13 protein-coding genes are annotated in these 17863 nt (G+C 56.4%); 11 read left to right on the top strand and 2 right to left on the bottom strand.

What is annotated here, in order from left to right; all coding sequences use genetic code 11:
• Nucleotides 1–287 precede the first annotated feature (287 nt).
• The gene (locus G491_RS0117120; RefSeq protein WP_028315459.1) at nucleotides 288–1676 is read right to left on the bottom strand and encodes a sigma-54 interaction domain-containing protein; all 1389 of its coding nucleotides are present in this window, start codon (nucleotides 1674–1676) and stop codon (nucleotides 288–290) included.
• Nucleotides 1677–1946: 270 nt separating this feature from the next.
• Here G491_RS0117120 and G491_RS0117110 point away from each other — a divergent pair, with 270 nt between their 5' ends.
• The 6 genes from G491_RS0117110 (at nucleotide 1947) to G491_RS0117085 (ending at nucleotide 9340) form a co-directional block, all read left to right on the top strand.
• Nucleotides 1947–3581, top strand: a complete 1635-nt coding sequence (locus tag G491_RS0117110) for an alginate export family protein (protein ID WP_028315458.1) — start codon at nucleotides 1947–1949, stop codon at nucleotides 3579–3581.
• Nucleotides 3582–3816: 235 nt separating this feature from the next.
• A complete protein-coding gene (locus G491_RS0117105) occupies nucleotides 3817–4755 on the top strand; it encodes a 4Fe-4S dicluster domain-containing protein (RefSeq protein WP_028315457.1) in 939 nt (312 codons plus the stop codon).
• A complete protein-coding gene (gene nrfD, locus G491_RS0117100) occupies nucleotides 4748–5911 on the top strand; it encodes an NrfD/PsrC family molybdoenzyme membrane anchor subunit (RefSeq protein ID WP_028315456.1) in 1164 nt (387 codons plus the stop codon). The genes G491_RS0117105 and nrfD overlap by 8 nt, the downstream gene beginning before the upstream one ends.
• 4 nt (nucleotides 5912–5915) lie before the next feature.
• The gene (locus G491_RS0117095) at nucleotides 5916–8054 is read left to right on the top strand and encodes a tetrathionate reductase family octaheme c-type cytochrome (RefSeq protein WP_248635426.1); all 2139 of its coding nucleotides are present in this window, start codon (nucleotides 5916–5918) and stop codon (nucleotides 8052–8054) included.
• A complete protein-coding gene (locus G491_RS31270; protein ID WP_035219267.1) occupies nucleotides 8051–8527 on the top strand; it encodes a flavodoxin family protein in 477 nt (158 codons plus the stop codon). Before G491_RS0117095 ends, G491_RS31270 begins: the two co-directional genes overlap by 4 nt.
• 159 nt (nucleotides 8528–8686) lie before the next feature.
• The gene (locus tag G491_RS0117085; protein WP_028315454.1) at nucleotides 8687–9340 is read left to right on the top strand and encodes a DUF1638 domain-containing protein; all 654 of its coding nucleotides are present in this window, start codon (nucleotides 8687–8689) and stop codon (nucleotides 9338–9340) included.
• A gap of 200 nt (nucleotides 9341–9540) precedes the next feature.
• Here G491_RS0117085 and G491_RS31265 read toward each other — a convergent pair whose 3' ends face one another.
• Nucleotides 9541–10272 carry a TM2 domain-containing protein gene (locus G491_RS31265; protein WP_035219266.1) on the bottom strand — a complete coding sequence of 244 codons (732 nt, stop codon included), beginning with the start codon at nucleotides 10270–10272 and terminating at the stop codon, nucleotides 9541–9543.
• A gap of 387 nt (nucleotides 10273–10659) precedes the next feature.
• Here G491_RS31265 and G491_RS31260 point away from each other — a divergent pair, with 387 nt between their 5' ends.
• The 5 genes from G491_RS31260 to G491_RS0117050 all read left to right on the top strand — a co-directional run.
• Entirely contained in the window at nucleotides 10660–13158 is a 2499-nt protein-coding gene (locus G491_RS31260; protein ID WP_051327339.1) for an efflux RND transporter permease subunit, read from the top strand.
• Nucleotides 13151–14020: an MBL fold metallo-hydrolase gene (locus G491_RS31255; RefSeq protein ID WP_051327338.1), complete on the top strand. Its 870-nt coding sequence runs from the start codon at nucleotides 13151–13153 to the stop codon at nucleotides 14018–14020. The genes G491_RS31260 and G491_RS31255 overlap by 8 nt, the downstream gene beginning before the upstream one ends.
• Nucleotides 14021–14609: 589 nt before the next feature.
• Nucleotides 14610–16253: a dihydroxy-acid dehydratase gene (gene ilvD, locus G491_RS0117060; RefSeq protein ID WP_051327337.1), complete on the top strand. Its 1644-nt coding sequence runs from the start codon at nucleotides 14610–14612 to the stop codon at nucleotides 16251–16253.
• A 26-nt stretch (nucleotides 16254–16279) separates the two neighbouring features.
• A complete protein-coding gene (locus G491_RS0117055; RefSeq protein WP_157468360.1) occupies nucleotides 16280–16561 on the top strand; it encodes a hypothetical protein in 282 nt (93 codons plus the stop codon).
• Nucleotides 16562–17041: 480 nt separating this feature from the next.
• Nucleotides 17042–17863, top strand: an 822-nt coding sequence (locus G491_RS0117050; protein ID WP_028315451.1) for an IS110 family RNA-guided transposase, incomplete at its 3' end; no start/stop codon positions are given.

Here is a 17863-nt window from a genome sequence, read left to right as displayed (position 1 = left end):
CTTGTATCCGCGCCGGTTCCGTTCATTTTCAGGCCGCAATTGAAGCATTTTCCGGTGAAGGGAATTATTGTGAAGGCAAACTTGCGGGAGAGGGCGTGCATCTTTCCGCACCGGGGGCATATCCTGAATTGCGACACAGTCTGGCAGCATGAGAACGAGTTCGCAGCCAACATGCCATCCTTGCGCGACATAGGTTAGGTAGAGCTTGTGAAACCTTCACAATATCTTGCTATTGCATCATTTTCCCCAAGTTCCAACCGCGTCAACAGTATGAACGCAACTTGCGGTCATCTGTTCACCACGCTTTTCAGATCCACTCCGTATCGCTTCATCCTGTTCCAGACCGTCACCCGGGAGACTCCAAGCAGTTTGGCCGCTTCGGTCTGGTTGCCGTTGGATTTTTCCAAGGCCTCGACGAGTTCCGTCCTGGCCCTGTCGTCCGGGCTCTGGTATTTCTCCGCGGGCGCCGGCTCCCGGCAGTCCGCAAGGGGCGCTCCGGCCACGACCGGGGGCAGGTGGCGGGGTTCAATCAAGTCGTCATGACAGGTTACAAAGGCGTATTCAAAGGCGCTTTTCAGCTCCCGAACATTTCCCGGCCACACGTGCTTGACGATCATACGCAGGGCTTCGTTGGATATGCCCGTAATGTTTTTGCCGCTTTTCAGGCGCGCCCTGGTTAAAAAATGGGTGGACAAGAGGGGGATGTCCTCCCGCCGCTCCCGCAAGGGAGGCAAGTGGACGGGAATGACGTTTAACCGATAATACAAATCCTGTCGAAACCGGCCCTCTCTGACCATTTGGCCGAGGTCCCGGTTGGTGGCTGAAATCACGCGAACGTTAATGGGGATAGACTTGCTGGACCCCACCCGTTCAATGACTTTTTGCTCCAGCACCCTAAGCAGCTTGACCTGTGTGCTCAGCGGCAAGTCTCCGACCTCGTCCAAAAAAATCGCGCCTCCGTGCGCCGCTTCAAACCGGCCTGTACGCTTTTTGTCCGCTCCGGTGAAAGCGCCTTTTTCGTGCCCGAACAACTCGCTTTCCAGCAATTGCTCGTTCAAAGCTGCGCAGTTGACCGCCACAAAGGGCTTTTGGGGATCCCGGCTGTTGTGGATGGCTCGGGCCGCCAACTCCTTGCCCGTCCCCGATTCTCCGTAAATAATCACGGGCGCGTCAGATCCGGCCGCATCCCGGATCAGGGAGAATATCCTGCGCATGGGCTCGGATTGGCCGATCAGCCCGAAGAAACCGTCCTCCCTGCGCAACTCGCGCTGGTATTCCTGGATGCGATTATCCTTCTCGATCAGTTCCGAGATGTCGGTGATGGTCTCCACCGCACCGATGGTTTCTCCCTCGGAGTCTTTTAACAGCGAGGCGTTTTTTAATACGGGAAAGGTCTTTCCGTCCCTTCGTACAATGTTGCAGCGGCGTTCGTTGATCCGCCCTGTGGCGAACAAAGCGCACCAGTGCCCGCCCCCGTCTTTTTGGGCGATTTCGCAGATATCGCAGTTAAGCATGGTGCACGACTTCCCCACCATCTCCCCGGCTTTGAAGCCGCTGATCCTTTCCATGCCCTTATTGATGCTCACCACCACGCCCTGGTTGTCCACAATCATCACGCCGTCGTGGATGGTGTCCACCACGGTTTTCCAATAGCTGTTCCAGTCCTGTTTAAGCATGTTAACCCTATCGTTAAAGGTTTAAACAAGTGTTAATGCCAAATTAACGTTGATATTGGCGGTAGTCAAGGGCGTATGGCGCAAAAACATGCGATTTATGTTTTTATCATAATATATATCAACAGGTTATTCTTATTTATTTTTTGCCGGGAATTGCTGGCCTGCTTTTTGTAATTCCAAAGGACAACGGCTGAGGCGGGAGTTCGCCTGCAGCCGAAGGAAGCCGGGCCCGGCTCAGATAGGGATCAATTACACAAGGAGGTGTGGAATATGAAAATGCGAAAAATGCGGACTCCTCTCGCTGCTGCCTTGTTGCTGATCGCCTTTATGAGCCCCGTTACGGCCCAGGAAGACGAAGTGCAGGACATCACCAAAGAAACCATTGTAGGGCCGGGAAGCATTGAAGTGAAAACCGGCAAAGACGTGCTCATGAGTTTCGGCGCCACGGCGCGCTTGATTCCCACGGCGGAGTCCAACTGGGATTTCGGCCTGAGCGATAACACGGACAGTTTTTTGTTGGGGGGGTTGGACAAGGATTTTTTCCGCATCCACGGCAATGAGTCCGGTTGGGTGAAGGACAACTATATTCGGACGGAAGCCAAACTTCATTTCAACGCGCTGCCCAAGGACCGCAAATGGAGCTTCTACGCAGCCCTGGAATACGATCGTCCCCTGGACACCGCCACGGTGGATTCCCGGGGCGGCATGACCAATGACGACAGCAACTTCGGCCTGGAGCGTTTGCACGTGTCTTACGCCCTGCCGAGCAAGACCCGGTTTCATGCAGGCTGGGACGTTTGGCATCTGGACGCCATGGAAGGGGCCGGGCTGGTTTACGGGGACGACAATCCCGGATTCTGGCTGACCAGGGATTCCGACAAACTGGATGTGAACGTGGGCTTTTTCAAGCTGTCCGACAACGATATCGGCAGCGCCCCCAATTTATTGTCCGACGACGGCGACAACGACCGCACGGTGTACGCGGGATATCTGGCCTGGAAGCCGAATAAGGCCAACAAGGTTAAATTTTTGTATGCCTTTGACCGCATCCGGGACGTGCCCGCCCGCGACCTGTTGAATTATCTGGCCGGGGCGCCCTTTGGCATCGCCGGCGGAATTCCCGACACAGACTCCCATCACGCCGGGATCTTATACACGGGAACTTCCGGGGGATTCTCCTGGATGGGCGAGGCGGTCTATCAGTTCGGCCAGGCCGAGGACGTGGGTTTGAAATACGATGACTACGACATCAACGCCTACGCCCTGGCGGCGGATTTCTCTTACGATTTTAAGGAGCAGGCCGGTTTTCAGGTCAAGCCTCACCTGGGGATTATGTACACCTCGGGAGACGACGATCCCTCTGACGACGAATTGGGCGGCTATGAAGGCGTCACAAACGCCCAGCGGTTCGCCAACGCCTGGGGCGGCGAGAACACCATCATCGGCGACACCAACATGGTTTTGGGCTCCCTGATTTACGGGTACTTACCCGAGCTTTACGGAAACGGAACCCCGGTTTTTACGGGCGGCGTGCAGAACTACACAGGCCTCGGCGGAGGCCGCGGCGACAACCCTGGCATGACCTTATACAGCGCCGGCGTCACCATCGCCCCGAAAAAGTTCCTGATCTTCAGAACAAACGTCAACGTGTTCAACTGGAACGAAGACTTTGAAATCTACAACCTGGTCAATCCGTTAAAAGGCCCGTCCCCGGTTAGCAGCGGCTACGTGGGAACGGAATGGGACAACGAAGTCACTTTTGCGACTTCCAAGAACAGCTTCATCAAAGGGCAGGCCTCAGCCTTCTTTCCCGGCGACGGCATTGAGGAGGCCACTGAGGCGTTGGGCGCGAAAAGCGACGACACCGCGACCAGGCTGGCTATGGAGTTCATTATCAACTTTTAAACAAGAGAGCATGGCGAGAACAGAAAAAAAAGCCATCCATTTCTGTTCGAGCCTCCCCGGGCAAGGGGCGGACAGCCGGCACTGTTCGCCCCGCCCAATAAATAAAATGGATCTAAATGTTTGTTATATGAGATTATGAAACAAATATTTGAAACGTATGTTCGGGGCAATGGCGCTTCGGACGCAATGAGCTGAACCTGTAAACACGCCGAGTTGAAGAGAGAAGGAGGTTGGAGTGAACATTTCGCGCCGGTTTTTTATGAAAACGTCTGCGGTCGCTGTGGGAGGAGCAGTGTCGGCAAAGGCGGGAACGGCAAAGGCGGAATCCCGCAGCAGGGCGCCGGCTGACCCATTCGGGTGCCTGGTGGACTTGACCCAGTGCGTGGGCTGCAGAAAATGCGAACAGGCCTGCAATGAGGTGAACCATCTGCCCGAGCCGAAAGTCGCCTTTGACGATTCCCGGGTTCTGGACTGCAAGCGCAGGCCGGACCAAAACGCCTTTACGGTGGTCAACCGCTACTATCCGGGGAAGAAAGACGAGCAAAATCGTCTGATCCCCGCCTACGCAAAAATCCAATGCATGCATTGCCAGGATCCCGCCTGCGTGTCCGCGTGCATTGTGGGCGCCCTGACCAAGCAGGAAAACGGGGCGGTCATTTACGACAAGAGTAAATGCATCGGCTGCCGCTACTGCATGGTGGCGTGCCCCTTCGGCATTCCCGCATACGAATACGACCAGCCCTTCACCCCCGAGGTCCGCAAATGCACCTACTGCTTTGAGCGCATCAGTAAAGAGGGCGGCAAGCCCGGCTGCGCCAGCGTATGCCCGGTGGAGGCAATCACCTTCGGCAAGCGCGACACGGTGCTGGCCCTGGCCAAGGATAAAATCAAGAAGGATCCCGGCCGCTACATCAACAAGGTTTACGGCGAAGAGGAGGTGGGCGGCGCCAGCTGGATGTACATCAGCGAGCATCCTTTTGAAAAGCTGGGCTTTCTTACATTGCCCAAAAAGCCATTGCCCACCCTGCCCGAGACCATTCAGCACACCATGTTCAAGTTCCTGTGGGCGCCCATCACCTTGTTCGCCGCCCTGGCCGGAGGCATGTGGGTTTTCAACCGAAGGCAGATGACCGGTGAGGATATTTCGGAGGAAAGGGGGGCGGACAATGAGTAATCACGCACAACCAAGACCCATAAACTCCCCGTTCTGGACGCCCGGGGTATTTGTGATGCTGGCCTTTATGGCGGCCGCGGCGCCTTTTATCCTGGCCCGGTACATCAAGGGGCTGGGTTTCGTAACCAATTTGACCGACATCTATCCCTGGGGCCTGTGGATCGGCGTTGACGTGGCCAGCGGCGTGGCTCTGGCCGCCGGCGGATTCACCACCGCAGCCCTGGCGCATATTTTCGGCAGGCATCATTACGAGGCGGTCACGAGGCCGGCCTTGCTGACCGCCATGCTGGGCTATACCTTTGTGGCCGTGGGCTTGTTCGTGGATATCGGGCGCTCCTGGGCCATCTGGAAGCCGGCGATTTTCTGGCAGCCCAATTCCGTGCTGTTCGAGGTGGCCATGTGCGTCATGATCTACCTCACGGTGCTGTACATCGAGTTTTTCCCCATTGTTGCGGAGCGTTTTCGCGGCAGGTTTCCCATGGTGGATTCCCTGGACAAGATTATCAACAAGCTCATGTGGGTTTTCATCATCCTGGGAGTCGTTCTTTCCTGCATGCATCAATCGGGCCTGGGGTCCCTCATGCTCATCGCGCCCACCAAGCTGCATCCTTTATGGTACACGCCCATCCTTCCCCTGCTTTTTCTCACCTCGGCCATATCCCTTGGCTATCCCATGGTGGTTGTGGAAACCATCATCGCCACGTCGTCCCTCAAGCTGGATCGCGAAATGGACGTATTAGGACCCCTCACCCGAATCACCCTGCTGCTGTTGGGAATTTACGGCGGCCTCAAGATCGGCGACATGCTGGTCCGCGGGACCTACGTCTACCTGTGGGACGGATCGGCCCAGTCTTTCGCCTTTATGACGGAAATGCTCCTGGGCGTCATCATCCCCTGGTGCATGCTCTGGATTCCCAAGGTCAGAAAGACTCCGGGGCTGCTGTTTACAGCGGCGGCCATGGTGGTCGGCGGCGTGGTTTTAAACCGCATCAACGTGTTTATCGTGGGGTATCAGCCGCCCTTTGCACAACACTCCTACTATCCGGCAATCGGAGAAATTCTGGTGACCGTCGGCCTGGTTGCGACCATCATGTTCTTGTACAGGCTGGCGGTGACCTTCCTGCCTGTTCTTAGCGCCCGGAGAAAGGAGGCTTGATGCCATGCGGACTCTATTTAAACCCCTGTTGATTATTTCCGCCTCCCTGATCCTGATTGCAGGAGGCTTGTTTTTCATAAACTACGACGCCGGGAGCACGCTTTCCCAGGCTTTTGCTGCGGCCCCGGAAAAGGCGCCTAAAAAGGTTCCTTCTCCGCCCAAACCGCCGGAGAAGGTCAATCCTGACGGAACCCCCTGGTCTCCGGCCGCACAGGTCGCGGCCATGGAGCGGGCCAAGGAAGTCCCTCCTTTTGTAAAAAAGGTCAAGGACGAAACCGCCTGGGAGCGCAAGCAGCGCCTGGGCGAGAACGCTCCCACGCTGAATGACCAGGACTACGCCTACGTGGTGCTGAACAGTCCCATCGTGAACAAAGACCAGGACATGTACGAGCCCGTGCGGTTTATGCACAAGAAGCACGCCAACGTAACCGGCGACTGCCTCAAGTGCCATCACGCCAGCGCGGACGAACCCGGCGCGTCCGAGACAGCCAAGTGCTCGGCCTGCCATCAGGAGGCTTTCAACCCGGAATTCCCCGAACGTCCGGGCCTGAAGGCCGCGTATCACAGGCAGTGCATGACTTGCCACGAAGAGCAGGAAAAAGGCCCCATGGGCTGCACCGACTGCCATGGCAAGAACGTCCCGGACCACTCCAAGCTGGTCAAGCTGCCCAAGAACCCCAGCCCCACCCAGGTGACCACCGAATGCCTGCGCTGCCACGAAGACCAGGGCGAAGACATGCTCAAAAGCGCCCATTGGCTGTGGAAAGGCCCGTCCCCTTACACCGTGGACGGCGAGAAGCGCGTGGACTCGGGCAAGGCCACCAATACCATCAACAACTTCTGCATCGCCCTGCCTTCCAACTGGCCCCGGTGCACAAGCTGCCATGCAGGATACGGCTGGAAAGACGAGACCTTTGACTTTACGGACAAAAGCCATATTGACTGCCTGATCTGCCACGATACCACGGACACCTACGCCAAGGTTCCCACGGATGCAGGCATGCCTTATCCGCAACTGGATCTTGTCGAGATCGCGGAACATGTGGGCAAGCCTTCACGCAAGACATGCGGAGACTGCCACTTCCAGGGCGGGGGCGGCGACGCGGTCAAACACGGAGACATGAACGCCATCCTGTATTATCCGACCCGGAAATGCGACGTGCACATGGGCGACTTGGACTTCCAGTGCCACGACTGCCACAAAACCCGGAATCATAAGATTTCCGGACGCTCCCTGTCCCTGCCCGTGGCCGAAGGCGCCCGAAGCTGCGAGGATTGCCATACCAGCCAGCCTCACCACGGCAACAATCTTTTGGATCATCACCTGAACCGCCACGGCGAGCACATCGCCTGCATGACCTGTCACAGCCCGGTTTACGCCAAGTGCAAGCCCACCAAAACATGGTGGGACTGGTCCAAGGCCGGGGACAAAAAACGCGAGGTGCACAAAGACAAATACGGCATGCCCGACTACTTCTGGAAAAAAGGCGAGTTCCTTTGGGACGAAAGCGTCCAGCCAACCTACGCCTGGTACAACGGCACCGTGGAGCGCTACTTGATCGGCGATAAAATCGACGACGACGGCGTGACGGAAATCACCCAGCCCGTGGGCGGAATCAAGGACGCCAAGTCGCGCATTGCGCCTTTCAAGATCATGGCAGGCAAACAGCCAGCGGACAAGAACAACAGGACGCTTTTAACGCCCAACCTGTTCGGCCCCAAGGGATATTGGAAGAACGTGGACTGGGACCAGGCCTTTAAAATCGGTGCGGAAGCGACGGGCATCGAGTACTCCGGCGAGTACGAGTGGGAGGAAACCAAGATGTATTGGTCCCTCAATCACGAAGTCACGCCCAAGGAAATGGCGCTCTCCTGCGTGCAGTGCCACGAAAGCCTGACTCAGGAGCGCTCGTGCGATCGGTGCCACCAGGACAAACGGGATGTGGACTTCAAGGCCCTTTCGTACAAGGGAGTCGACTTCAAGACCATGGCCGCCAGAGGCCGCGACACCCTGGATCTGGTGGAAAAGACCGATTACATCAACTTCAAGGCCCTGGGCTATAAGGGCGACCCTATCATCTACGGCGGCCGCTTTAAGCAACTCCCCCTGGGCTGGCATAAGGACGGAAAGGAAGAACAATGAAATCATTAGTGGTTTACTCAAGCCAATCCGGCAATACGGAAAAACTGGCCAAAACTGTGTTTGAGAATCTTGACGGAGAAAAAGACATATTCCCCCTGGCCCAGGCGCCCGAGGCCGGCGACTACGATTTGATCGGCGTGGGTTTCTGGCTCCAGGCGGGCAAGCCCGACCCCAAGTCCCAGGAGTATCTGGCAAGCCTGCCTGAAGGCGCCAGGGTGTTCCTTTTCGCCACCCACGGCGCGGCCAAAGGGTCGGCTCACGCCAACGGGGCCATGGAATACGCTAAATCCCTGCTTAAAGGGGCTGCGGTTGCAGGGACCTATTCCTGCCAGGGCGAGGTCAACCCCAAGGTCCTGGAAAAGGTCAAGGCGAAACCCGAGCCGCCTCCGTGGATCGGCGACGCCCCCGCAGCCGCAGGGCATCCGGACGCCAAGGACCTGGAGGACCTGGCGGAAGCCGTACGCGCCTTATAGCCGAACTGGCACAGGCGAAACATAAGGGCTGTACATGGGGAACTCGGCGTTACCTCCAATCTCCTCCCCATTAAAAGGGCCGGCGCTCTTTTCCGGCGATCGAGCGCCGGCCCGAACATAAAGGCAGCCTGAGAGCAACTCCCGAAAGGAGATTTGATAATGAGCGATTCATTTAAAGGCATAGCCATCGTGGCCTGCGGCACCCTGAGCCCGGAGCTCAAGCGCTTGCAGGAGGAAGGCTTTCTGGATACGGAATATTTGTACTTCACCAAGCCCGGGCTTCATCAAAACGTGCAGGAACTGGAGAAGCAGTTGCGCAACCAGGTCGCCAAGGCCAAGGAGAAGACGGACAAGGTCATTGTGGTCTACGGCGGCAAGTTTTGCTACGTGAACGCGGACGAGCCAACCAAGACCATGCAGAACATCATCGAAAGCCTGGGCGACGGCGTGAAAAGAATTCAGGCCACCCACTGCATGGACATGATAGCCGGCGAGGAGGAACGCGCCCAAATCACGGACGAACTGGCCGGCGGAGAGCTGGTCTGGTGGATGACGCCCGGCTGGGTCAAGTTTCGGCATCAGGTTTTTGACGGCTGGGATCAGGCTCTGGCCAATGAGAATTTTCCCCGGCATTCAGGCGGGGCCATCGTCCTGGACGGCATTGGATTCATGGACGAATACATGACGGAAAAGCCGGAGGAGTTCCTGGAATACTGCGATTGGATGGGCATTCCCATGCAAAGCAATCCGGGCAACCTGGATCGATTAAAGAGTCTCTTGTTGGAGCAGAAGCAACTGTTGGACCACGAATAAGGGCGGCTTGGGGGGCCGTAAGCACGTCTCCCCGGCCCCTGGGATCGTCCTTATTCACAATGGAAAAATCCGGGCCTGAAAATGCTGTGCATCAGGACCTGCCGCCGGGCCGATATACTTTCGCCGCTCCTGAAAGGCGCGCCCGGCGATCCTGGATCGCGCGGCCATGGTTTATGGGGTTCAGGTCCGGATTTTTTCCGCTATTCCGGCAATGCATACCCTCTGGGCTTCTCCATCATCGATTGCTGGCCGTAGGCGTCTATGGTGTACATTGTCTTGCCATTGGAATGGTAAGCCCTGATCATCAATTCTTCATAAGTATTCGGGTCGATTACGAGTTTAACTCCCGCTGTTGGTGAATATCCATATTGAATAAGATTGTCCACGGAGGCCGCTCCCTCGGGCTTTTCCGCAAAGTAGGCCTGGGACGCATAATATGCGGAATGCGCCGCAGTTTGCGCCGCCTTGTCGTAAGCCTTCATCCGATACGAAATAAAGTTTGGAACGGCGATGGCCGCCAAAATGCCTATCATGAAAACAGCATAGCCGACCACAGGTATGACAATGACCGGGGCCAGGTTATTGACTTCCGGATGCTTTTCCCGGAGCTTTTCCGCGTCGGTTGCTGCATAGATAATTAACTCAATTATCATGCCGATAAAGGTCAGGCCGGTCCATGAGAACAGAAAGTAAAAAATTCCCATGCCATATCTTTTCAGATAAAACTTGTGCCCTCCAAGCACCCCAAAGAACAAGGTGATAAGAATCAGGGACGGCTTGTCCAAGCCGGATTTTTGCTTAGCATGGCAGTGGGGGCAGTTTGGTAATTTGGATGGAATAAGGTTTCCGCAATTTTCGCAATAGTGTTCCTTGGCGCCTCTAATAGACGTCCTGGCGTCCAAAGCAGGGGGCAGATCAGCGACGGTTTCCATTTAATTCTCCTTCTTGAATGCAACATCTTTAAGTTCGGCGGGCTGAAATAGTCATTGCAAATACAGGTGCATTACCCACCATAGCTCTTTTTGACGGCATATTAAAGTTAATTTATCAAAAAATACAAATAATGCGCCCCCGAAACTGATGATCGCTATCAAGAAACGTCTGCAGGTTCATTGGTGAGGGGCAACCGGTTCTGATGCCATAGGCCGCATTTTTGACGCAAAGCGTCTTGGAACTCCTTGTTAGAGCGCCGGGTTTATGTTAACATTCCTCCACCTTTCGTTGCATTTTTTCATTAACCTAAATGTCTCCGTACGCCGCCGCAACAACAACGGCCTTGGATTTTACCAGCGGTGGAGAAAATACAGAAAAGAGAATTCATGGCGAACGCAAAGGCGCGCATTGAACGGGCTTTTGAGCAAAGCGGGCATTTTTTTTATAAACACGCAAAAATGACCCTGGCGGTCATTTTTGCTTTTATCGCCTTGTTGGCCTTGCAGATCCCGCGCATCACCGTAGACACATCGGCCGAAGCCCTGCTGCATAAAAACGATCCGGACCGGATGGACTTTAACGAGTTTCGGGATCAGTTCGGGCGCTCCGAAGTGGTGATCATCGGCGCCCGGGGCGGGGAGGTGTTTTCCCCGGAATTTTTTGAAAAGCTCCGCAGCCTCACCGAGGATTTGGAGGAAAACGTTCCCTACGTCAAGGAGGTTACGAGCCTCATCAACGTTCGCAACACCCGGGGAGAGGCCGATGAGTTAATCGTGGAGGATCTGACCGAGGAATGGCCGGAAAGCCCCGGGGATTTCGCGGCCTTGAAAAAGCGGGTCCAGCAAAATCCTCTGTACATCAATCATGTGATATCCAGGGATTTGAAAACCGCCGCCATCGTCATCGAGACGGAAGCGGTGGTGGCGGAAGGCGCCGCCAAGGGCGACGACGCCTTCGATGTTTTTGACGAGGGCTTTTCCGCGGATTCGGAAGACGCCTTTGATGCGTTTGACTCCGGGGCGGCGCAGGAGTCCGGGGAAAAGCCTGAACTGCGTTATTTTTCCAACGAAGAAAACCTGCAAGTGGATAAGGCGGTCAAGGAGATCGTCGCCCGGCATGAAACCAGGGATTTCGACCTGGTCTATTCGGGCGGGCCTGCCATTGCGGTTGTTTTCAACAAGGCGGTCATGGACGACACCCGGTTGTGCATGATGCTGGCCATGATGTCCAGCATGCTCTTTCTGGTGCTGATTTTTAGACGGGTTTCCGGGGTGTTTTATCCCTCCTTCATCGTGTGGGCCGCTTTGGTCTGCACCATGGGCTTGTTTCCTGTTTTCGGGGTTCCGTTCAAACTGACGGCGTCCATCATCCCGGCGTTTCTGGTGGCCGTGGGCGTGGCCGATTCGGTGCACATCCTGGCGATTTTCTACCGCAGGCTGAACGAGGGGGCCAGCCAGGAGGACGCCATCGCTTACTCCCTGGGCCATTCGGGCCTTGCCATTGTCATGACCAGCATGACCACCGCAGCCGGACTGCTGTCCTTTTCCATGGCCGAACTCACGGCCCTGGCGGAACTGGGCGTCTTTGCAGCCATCGGCGTGATGCTGGCCCTGACCTTCACCCTGACCATGCTGCCGGCCATGCTGGCCGTTTTTCCTATTCGTGCGGCCAAAGCCCAGAGCCGCCAGACCATGCTCATGGACCGTTTTTTGCTCTTTTTCGCTAAAATCTCCACGGCTCGACCCTGGCTCGTCGTCATCGTAAGCATGGCTTTGATGGCGGTTTCAGCCAGTTTTCTCCATGACCTGGTATTTTCGGACAACATTGTGGAGTACCTGCCTGACAGCACGGAGGCGAAGCATCACATTCTGGACCTGGACCAGCGCCTGGACGGCGTGTTGACCCTGGAAGCCGTGGTGGACTTTGGTCAAGCCGAAGCCTTGTACGAACCCGTAAACATGGACAAGCTCCAGGCCTTTTGCCGGCGTATGGAGCCTTTTGAGCTAAAGGGCCTGCACGTGGGCAAGATCATCTCCATCCTGGACGTGGTGCGGGAGATCAATCAGGCTTTGCACGAAAACGATCCGGCCTATTATTCCATTCCCGATTCCCGGCAGGCCATCGCCCAGGAGTTGTTGTTGTTTGAAAACAGCGGAGCGGACGACCTGGAAAAAGTCACGGATACACGCTTTTCCAAGGCCAGGGTCACTTTTAAGGCGCCGTGGGAGGACTCGGTGGTTTATGAGGCCTTTATTCAGGAAATCTGGCGCGTATACCACGAGGTCTTTGACGAGGATTCCGTCCAATTAACGGTTACGGGCGAGACAGCGCTCATGGCAAAGACCATCCCGGCCGCCTTGCGAAGCATGACCAAAAGCTACGCCATCGCCTTTGTGGTTATCACCTTCATGATGATTTGGCTGGTGGGGCACGTCAAAACCGGGGTGGTTTCCATGTTCCCCAACCTGCTGCCCATTGTGCTGGTGATGGGCGTGATCGCCCACTCCGGGGTGATGCTCAACCTCAACACGCTCATGATCGGAAGCATCGCCATAGGCCTTGTGGTGGACGACACCATGCACTTCATGTATAACTTCAGGCGATATTTCGACAGCGGGATGGACCCGGAAAAGGCGGTGCGGTGCACCTTGCTGGGAACCGGCCGGGCCTTGCTCATCACGTCTCTTGTCTTGTGCTCCGGCTTTTTGGTGCTTTTGGCGGCCAGTTTGAGCACATCCATCCAGTTCGGCATTTTCACGGCAATGATCATCCTGCTGGCCTTGCTGGCGGATTTTGTCCTGGCGCCCGCCCTGATGGTTCTCTTAACCCGCAAAGAGCATCAGGCGAGGCTCGCCCTTCAAGAAAGCGAGGAAACCCATGTCTGACATTGAAAAGCCCCAGGTTAAGGCCAGTTTTCGCGGAACCAATTGCCTTGTTCTCAAGGATGGTAAATCCACCATCCTGGTGGACCCGTATTTCACCCGGGTGGACGCCAAAACCGTTTTTCTGAAGAAAATCCAGCCCAATCCAAAGCGTATAGAAAAGGCCCTGAACGACGCCCAGGTGGATCAAGCCGACGCTATCCTGATCACACACGCCCATTTTGATCACGCCCTGGACCTGGCCCACGTGGCCAAAGCCACCGGCGCCGTGGTTTACGGGTGCGAGTCCGTGGCCAACGTCTGCCGGGGCGGGGGGCTGCCCGAAAGCCAGATCTGCGTGGTGGACCCCAAAAAGCCCGTGGAGATCGGCGATTTTTCAGTCCGGTTCATCCCGGGAATTCATCTGGCCTTTCCCTTTATCCTGCGTTTGCTCTTAAGGCCGGGACGAAAAATCACGGCGCCCCTGCGGCCGCCGGCCAGAAGCAGCGCCTGGGCCGAAGGCCAGGTGCACGCCCTGCATTTCACCCATCCGGCCGGAACCTTTTTCAACCAGGGCAGCGCCAACTGGGTGGAAGGCTCCTTAAAAGGATGCGAGGCGGACGTGGCCTTTTTGGGCGTAGGCGGGCTGGATCTCCACAAGGCCGATTACTGGGACAAATGGTACGCGGAAACCGCCGGATACGTGAATCCCAAGCAGATCTACTGGACCCATTGGGACGATTTTTGCCTGTCCCTGGACGAAAAATGGCGATACCTCAGGCAGGTGGACACGGTCCTGGCCCATCTGACCCATAAGCTGAAAAAAGAGGGCGGCCCGCCCGAGGAAAAAATGCCCTGGCTGGAATGGATTGACGTGTTTGCCTGATTGCGGCCTGTAGGGTGATTCCATAACCATGCAGCGGCGGCCCCGGTGGGCGCCCATGGCAGACACGGGGGCCTGCACTACATTGCCGGAAAGACGTTGGCGCCATCCACGGCGCGGGATAACGGGGACGGCCAACAATGGTGTAGGGCGCGGGGCTTGCCCCGCCCGTTTTTTCGGGTGGCCCAGGCAATGTAATGTATTGCCTGGGTTGCCTTAGCAACAAAAGGCGCGGCCTGGGGAAGATTGTCGAGACCAGGGTTGGTCGGCGGGCGGATGGCGTTGTTCGACAAAGGCGCCTCGTGGATTTCGGAAGGGTTTTCTTCCTTTGAAGTCTAATTGATTTCAGATGCTTATGTATGCATTCCCACGCAAAGCATGGGAACGAGGCGTTGGCGTTGGAAAGGGCGTCAGTTCATCCAACTTTGTGAATATTTGATTACATCCAGGTCGAACCAAGCGCCCTCCGCGCCCGGCGCGGTACTGCTCTGCTGCGGCCGCCTGTCATTATAAATTATTAGCAGCGGCGGCTTTATCAGCATAGGACTCAACGATATATTTGACGCCAATAACATAAATCAGGAGGTCCGCCATGAAAAAGCCCCAAAGCCATTCCATTTTCGATGACAGCGACTTTCCCATCAGCATTGTTCGTAAAACCATCTTCCAGGGCACCGGAACCGACATGGAGGAGGCCGGGCAAAAGCCCCTCATCGCCGTGGCGAGCTCCCAGACCGACATCAATCCCGGTCACATGCATTTGCAGAACCTGGCCCTGCGGGTCAAGGAAGGGGTGCACGCGGCCGGCGGCCTGCCCTTTGAGTTTAACGTGCCCGCGCCCTGCGACGGCATCACCGAGGGCCATGAAGGCATGCGCTATGTCCTGGCCCAGAGGGATTTGATCGCGGACATGATCGAAACCCATGTGCGCAGCATGCGTTACGACGGCATTGTTTTCATCGCCGGGTGCGACAAAATCATCCCCGGCATGCTCATGGCCGCGGCTAGGCTGGACTTGCCTTCAATTTTTCTGACCGGCGGCCCCAACTCCTGGAGCATCCGCCACACGCCTCAAATGAACGGCAGCGTCAACCATCAGTCCTACGACGGCCTGGAAGCCAAGATGTCCTGCGCCACGGCCGCCACCTGCGGCTCGTGCGAAGTCATGGGCACGGCCAACACCTTCCAGTGCATCGCCGAGGCTCTGGGCATGACCCTGCCCGGCTCTTCCAACGTCCCGGCCTTTTTGTCCGAAAAACTGACCTTCGCCCGAAAAACCGGCATGCGCATCGTCTCCCTGGTGGAGGAAGGCGTCAACGCCCGGCAGGTGCTGAACCAAAAATCCCTGTTGAACGCCGTGATGGTGGATTTGGCCATCGGCGGCTCCACCAACTCCACCCTGCATCTGCCCGCCCTGGCCCGGGCTATGGAGTTGGAGCTTCCCCTGGAAACCTTTAACGAATACAGCGCGAAAATCCCCACCCTCACCAGCATCGCCCCCAACGGCCCCCATGGAATCATCGATCTGCACATGGCAGGAGGGGTTCAGGGCGTCATGAAAATGCTGGAAGAGGATCTGAATACGGAGGCCATGACCGTTGCCGGCGGCCCCTTGAAAGACGTCCTGGCCTTTGCTACGGTCAAGGACGCCGCGGTCATCCGGCCCAAGGACAACCCCTATCTGGCGGAAGGCGGCACGGCGGCCCTTTTCGGCTCCCTGGCGCCCGAAGGATCGGTGATCAAACAATCCGCCGTCATCGAATCCATGCGGGTGTTCACCGGCAAGGCCCGGGTCTTCGAGTCCGAGCACGACGCCCTGAAAGCCGTGCGCGAAGAAACGATCCGGGAAGGGGACGTGGTGGTCATCCGCAACGAGGGCCCCAAGGGAGGGCCGGGCATGCCCGAAACCCTGGCCGTCACCATGGGCTTGGACATGGCCGGATACAAGCAGGTGGCGCTCATCACGGACGGGCGCTTTTCCGGCGCCACGTCAGGCCCGTGCATCGGACATGTATCGCCGGAAGCAGCGGCGGGAGGCCCTATAGCCATGGTGGAAAATGGGGATGAAATATCCATAGATATTCCGGCCCGCAAGCTGGATCTTCTTGTCTCCAAGGAAGAGCTTGAAAAAAGGCGCGCCAACTGGAAGCCCGTGCAAAGGGAAATCCCGCCGGGATACATGCGCCGGTACGTCAAGCTGGTGTCCTCCGCCGCCAAAGGCGCGGTGTTGGATTAATATCTGAGATATGGGAATTGCGCCAAGTGGAAAAGGAACTGGAAAAAACCGTCTTGGATTTCCTTCTCCCTTTAAGAATGGGCAAGGGGTTAGACGCCGACAAGTATTCGGCCATGTGCGACGTCCTTGGAAGCCTCAAGGCTCGATTGTCTGATGAGGATAGCATTCCTAAATCCTGGGCCGTATGGCTTGTTGATACTGTTCCTCACATGGAAGGCTGCGCTTATCTTTATCCTGAACACGAGGCTGAGAAAATTTTTGACAAAGCGCAGGAAACGCTTGAACTCATCTATGATGTTCTGACTTGAACCGGTCCTTAATGCATGGATGTTTTATAGGTGGGGAAGCTTGTTCACGACGCCGTTTTTTGGGCGCCCCAGGCAGCGCAGGTTGCCGCACCTATCCAAAAAACGACGCGAAGCGGCAACCTTATTCTTTGGGTGGCCCAGGCAGCGCAGTTTGCTGCCTGGGTGCAAAGCACAAAAGGCGCGACCAAATCTCTTTCCCAACGCCAAAAATGTCTTTCGTCCCCATGACGCCTCAAACGGCATCCTTTATTCTCGATCCCATGTTGCACGTGGGAGTGCATACCTCCGCCTCATCCTCCATTCGAATAAAAATACGGCCGTCAAACATTCCTCATCCCTGGGCGCTCCGACATCGTAGATATTATGGGTAATACGGGCGGCGATTCAGGCCAATGGGGTTGACCCGCTCCTTGAAACCGTGGGTTAAGTAATTGGAAGCGTGTAGTTTTCAATCACTCAGAGCCACATCAAGGAGGGGTCATGAACAAGGTACTGTATGTCGGAATGGATGTCCACAAAGAAAGCATCGTCGCAGCAACGGCGGAAGGGGCAAGCGGAGAGGTTGACATGTTTGGAACATGGTCTAACAACACGGCGGTGGTGGATAAAATGCTGCGTAAGCTGTCTTCCCAAGGGAGAGATCTTCGGTTCGTGTATGAGGCGGGGCCATGCGGATACTGGCTGGCCCGTTACATCCGGTCCAAAGGATTTCCCTGCATGGTAGCGGCGCCGTCCCTGATTCCCAAAAAGTCCGGAGATCGTATTAAGACGGACTCTCGGGACGCCCGGAATCTGGCCAGGCTGCATCGTTCCGGAGATTTGACGGAGGTGCACGTCCCTTCCGAAATAAACGAGTCCATGCGGGACATGGTGCGTTGCCGGGAAGACGCGGTGGATGATGCCAAGCGCGTCAAGCAACGGCTCAAGGCTTTCCTGCTCCGCCATGGATATGTTTATCCCATGAAGACGCGGTGGTCCGGGGCCTACGCGCAATGGGTCCGGGATCTGAACATGGGGGACGGCTATCTTGAGACGACCAAGATAGAGTATTTGGAGACAGCTATTGAGCGCCAGAGGAGAGTGGAGCAAATCGAAGAGGCGATTCAAACCCATGCCGCCCAATGGGAGTCGGCCCATCTTGTGGAGATATACCGGGGTTTTAAAGGCGTATCGGATCGGATAGCGGTGATGCTGGCGGCGGAGTTGGGGGATATGAAGCGTTTTCGAAAGCCCCGGGATCTGTGGGCTTATATGGGACTGACGCCGTCGGAGCATTCCAGCGGCAAAAAGGTGCAACGGGGA

This window comes from Desulfatibacillum aliphaticivorans DSM 15576, assembly GCF_000429905.1.
Lineage (GTDB): Bacteria > Desulfobacterota > Desulfobacteria > Desulfobacterales > Desulfatibacillaceae > Desulfatibacillum > Desulfatibacillum aliphaticivorans.
This window is presented reverse-complemented; position numbering and strand designations above follow the sequence as displayed.

Coding starts and splice junctions, on each gene's coding strand:
- G491_RS0117120 (WP_028315459.1), bottom strand. CDS start 1,676: ATGCTTAAACAGGACTGGAACAGCTATTGGAAAACCGTGGTGGACACC.
- G491_RS0117110 (WP_028315458.1), top strand. CDS start 1,947: ATGAAAATGCGAAAAATGCGGACTCCTCTCGCTGCTGCCTTGTTGCTG.
- nrfD (WP_028315456.1), top strand. CDS start 4,748: ATGAGTAATCACGCACAACCAAGACCCATAAACTCCCCGTTCTGGACG.
- G491_RS0117095 (WP_248635426.1), top strand. CDS start 5,916: ATGCGGACTCTATTTAAACCCCTGTTGATTATTTCCGCCTCCCTGATC.
- G491_RS31270 (WP_035219267.1), top strand. CDS start 8,051: ATGAAATCATTAGTGGTTTACTCAAGCCAATCCGGCAATACGGAAAAA.
- G491_RS0117085 (WP_028315454.1), top strand. CDS start 8,687: ATGAGCGATTCATTTAAAGGCATAGCCATCGTGGCCTGCGGCACCCTG.
- G491_RS31265 (WP_035219266.1), bottom strand. CDS start 10,272: ATGGAAACCGTCGCTGATCTGCCCCCTGCTTTGGACGCCAGGACGTCT.
- G491_RS31260 (WP_051327339.1), top strand. CDS start 10,660: ATGGCGAACGCAAAGGCGCGCATTGAACGGGCTTTTGAGCAAAGCGGG.
- G491_RS31255 (WP_051327338.1), top strand. CDS start 13,151: ATGTCTGACATTGAAAAGCCCCAGGTTAAGGCCAGTTTTCGCGGAACC.
- ilvD (WP_051327337.1), top strand. CDS start 14,610: ATGAAAAAGCCCCAAAGCCATTCCATTTTCGATGACAGCGACTTTCCC.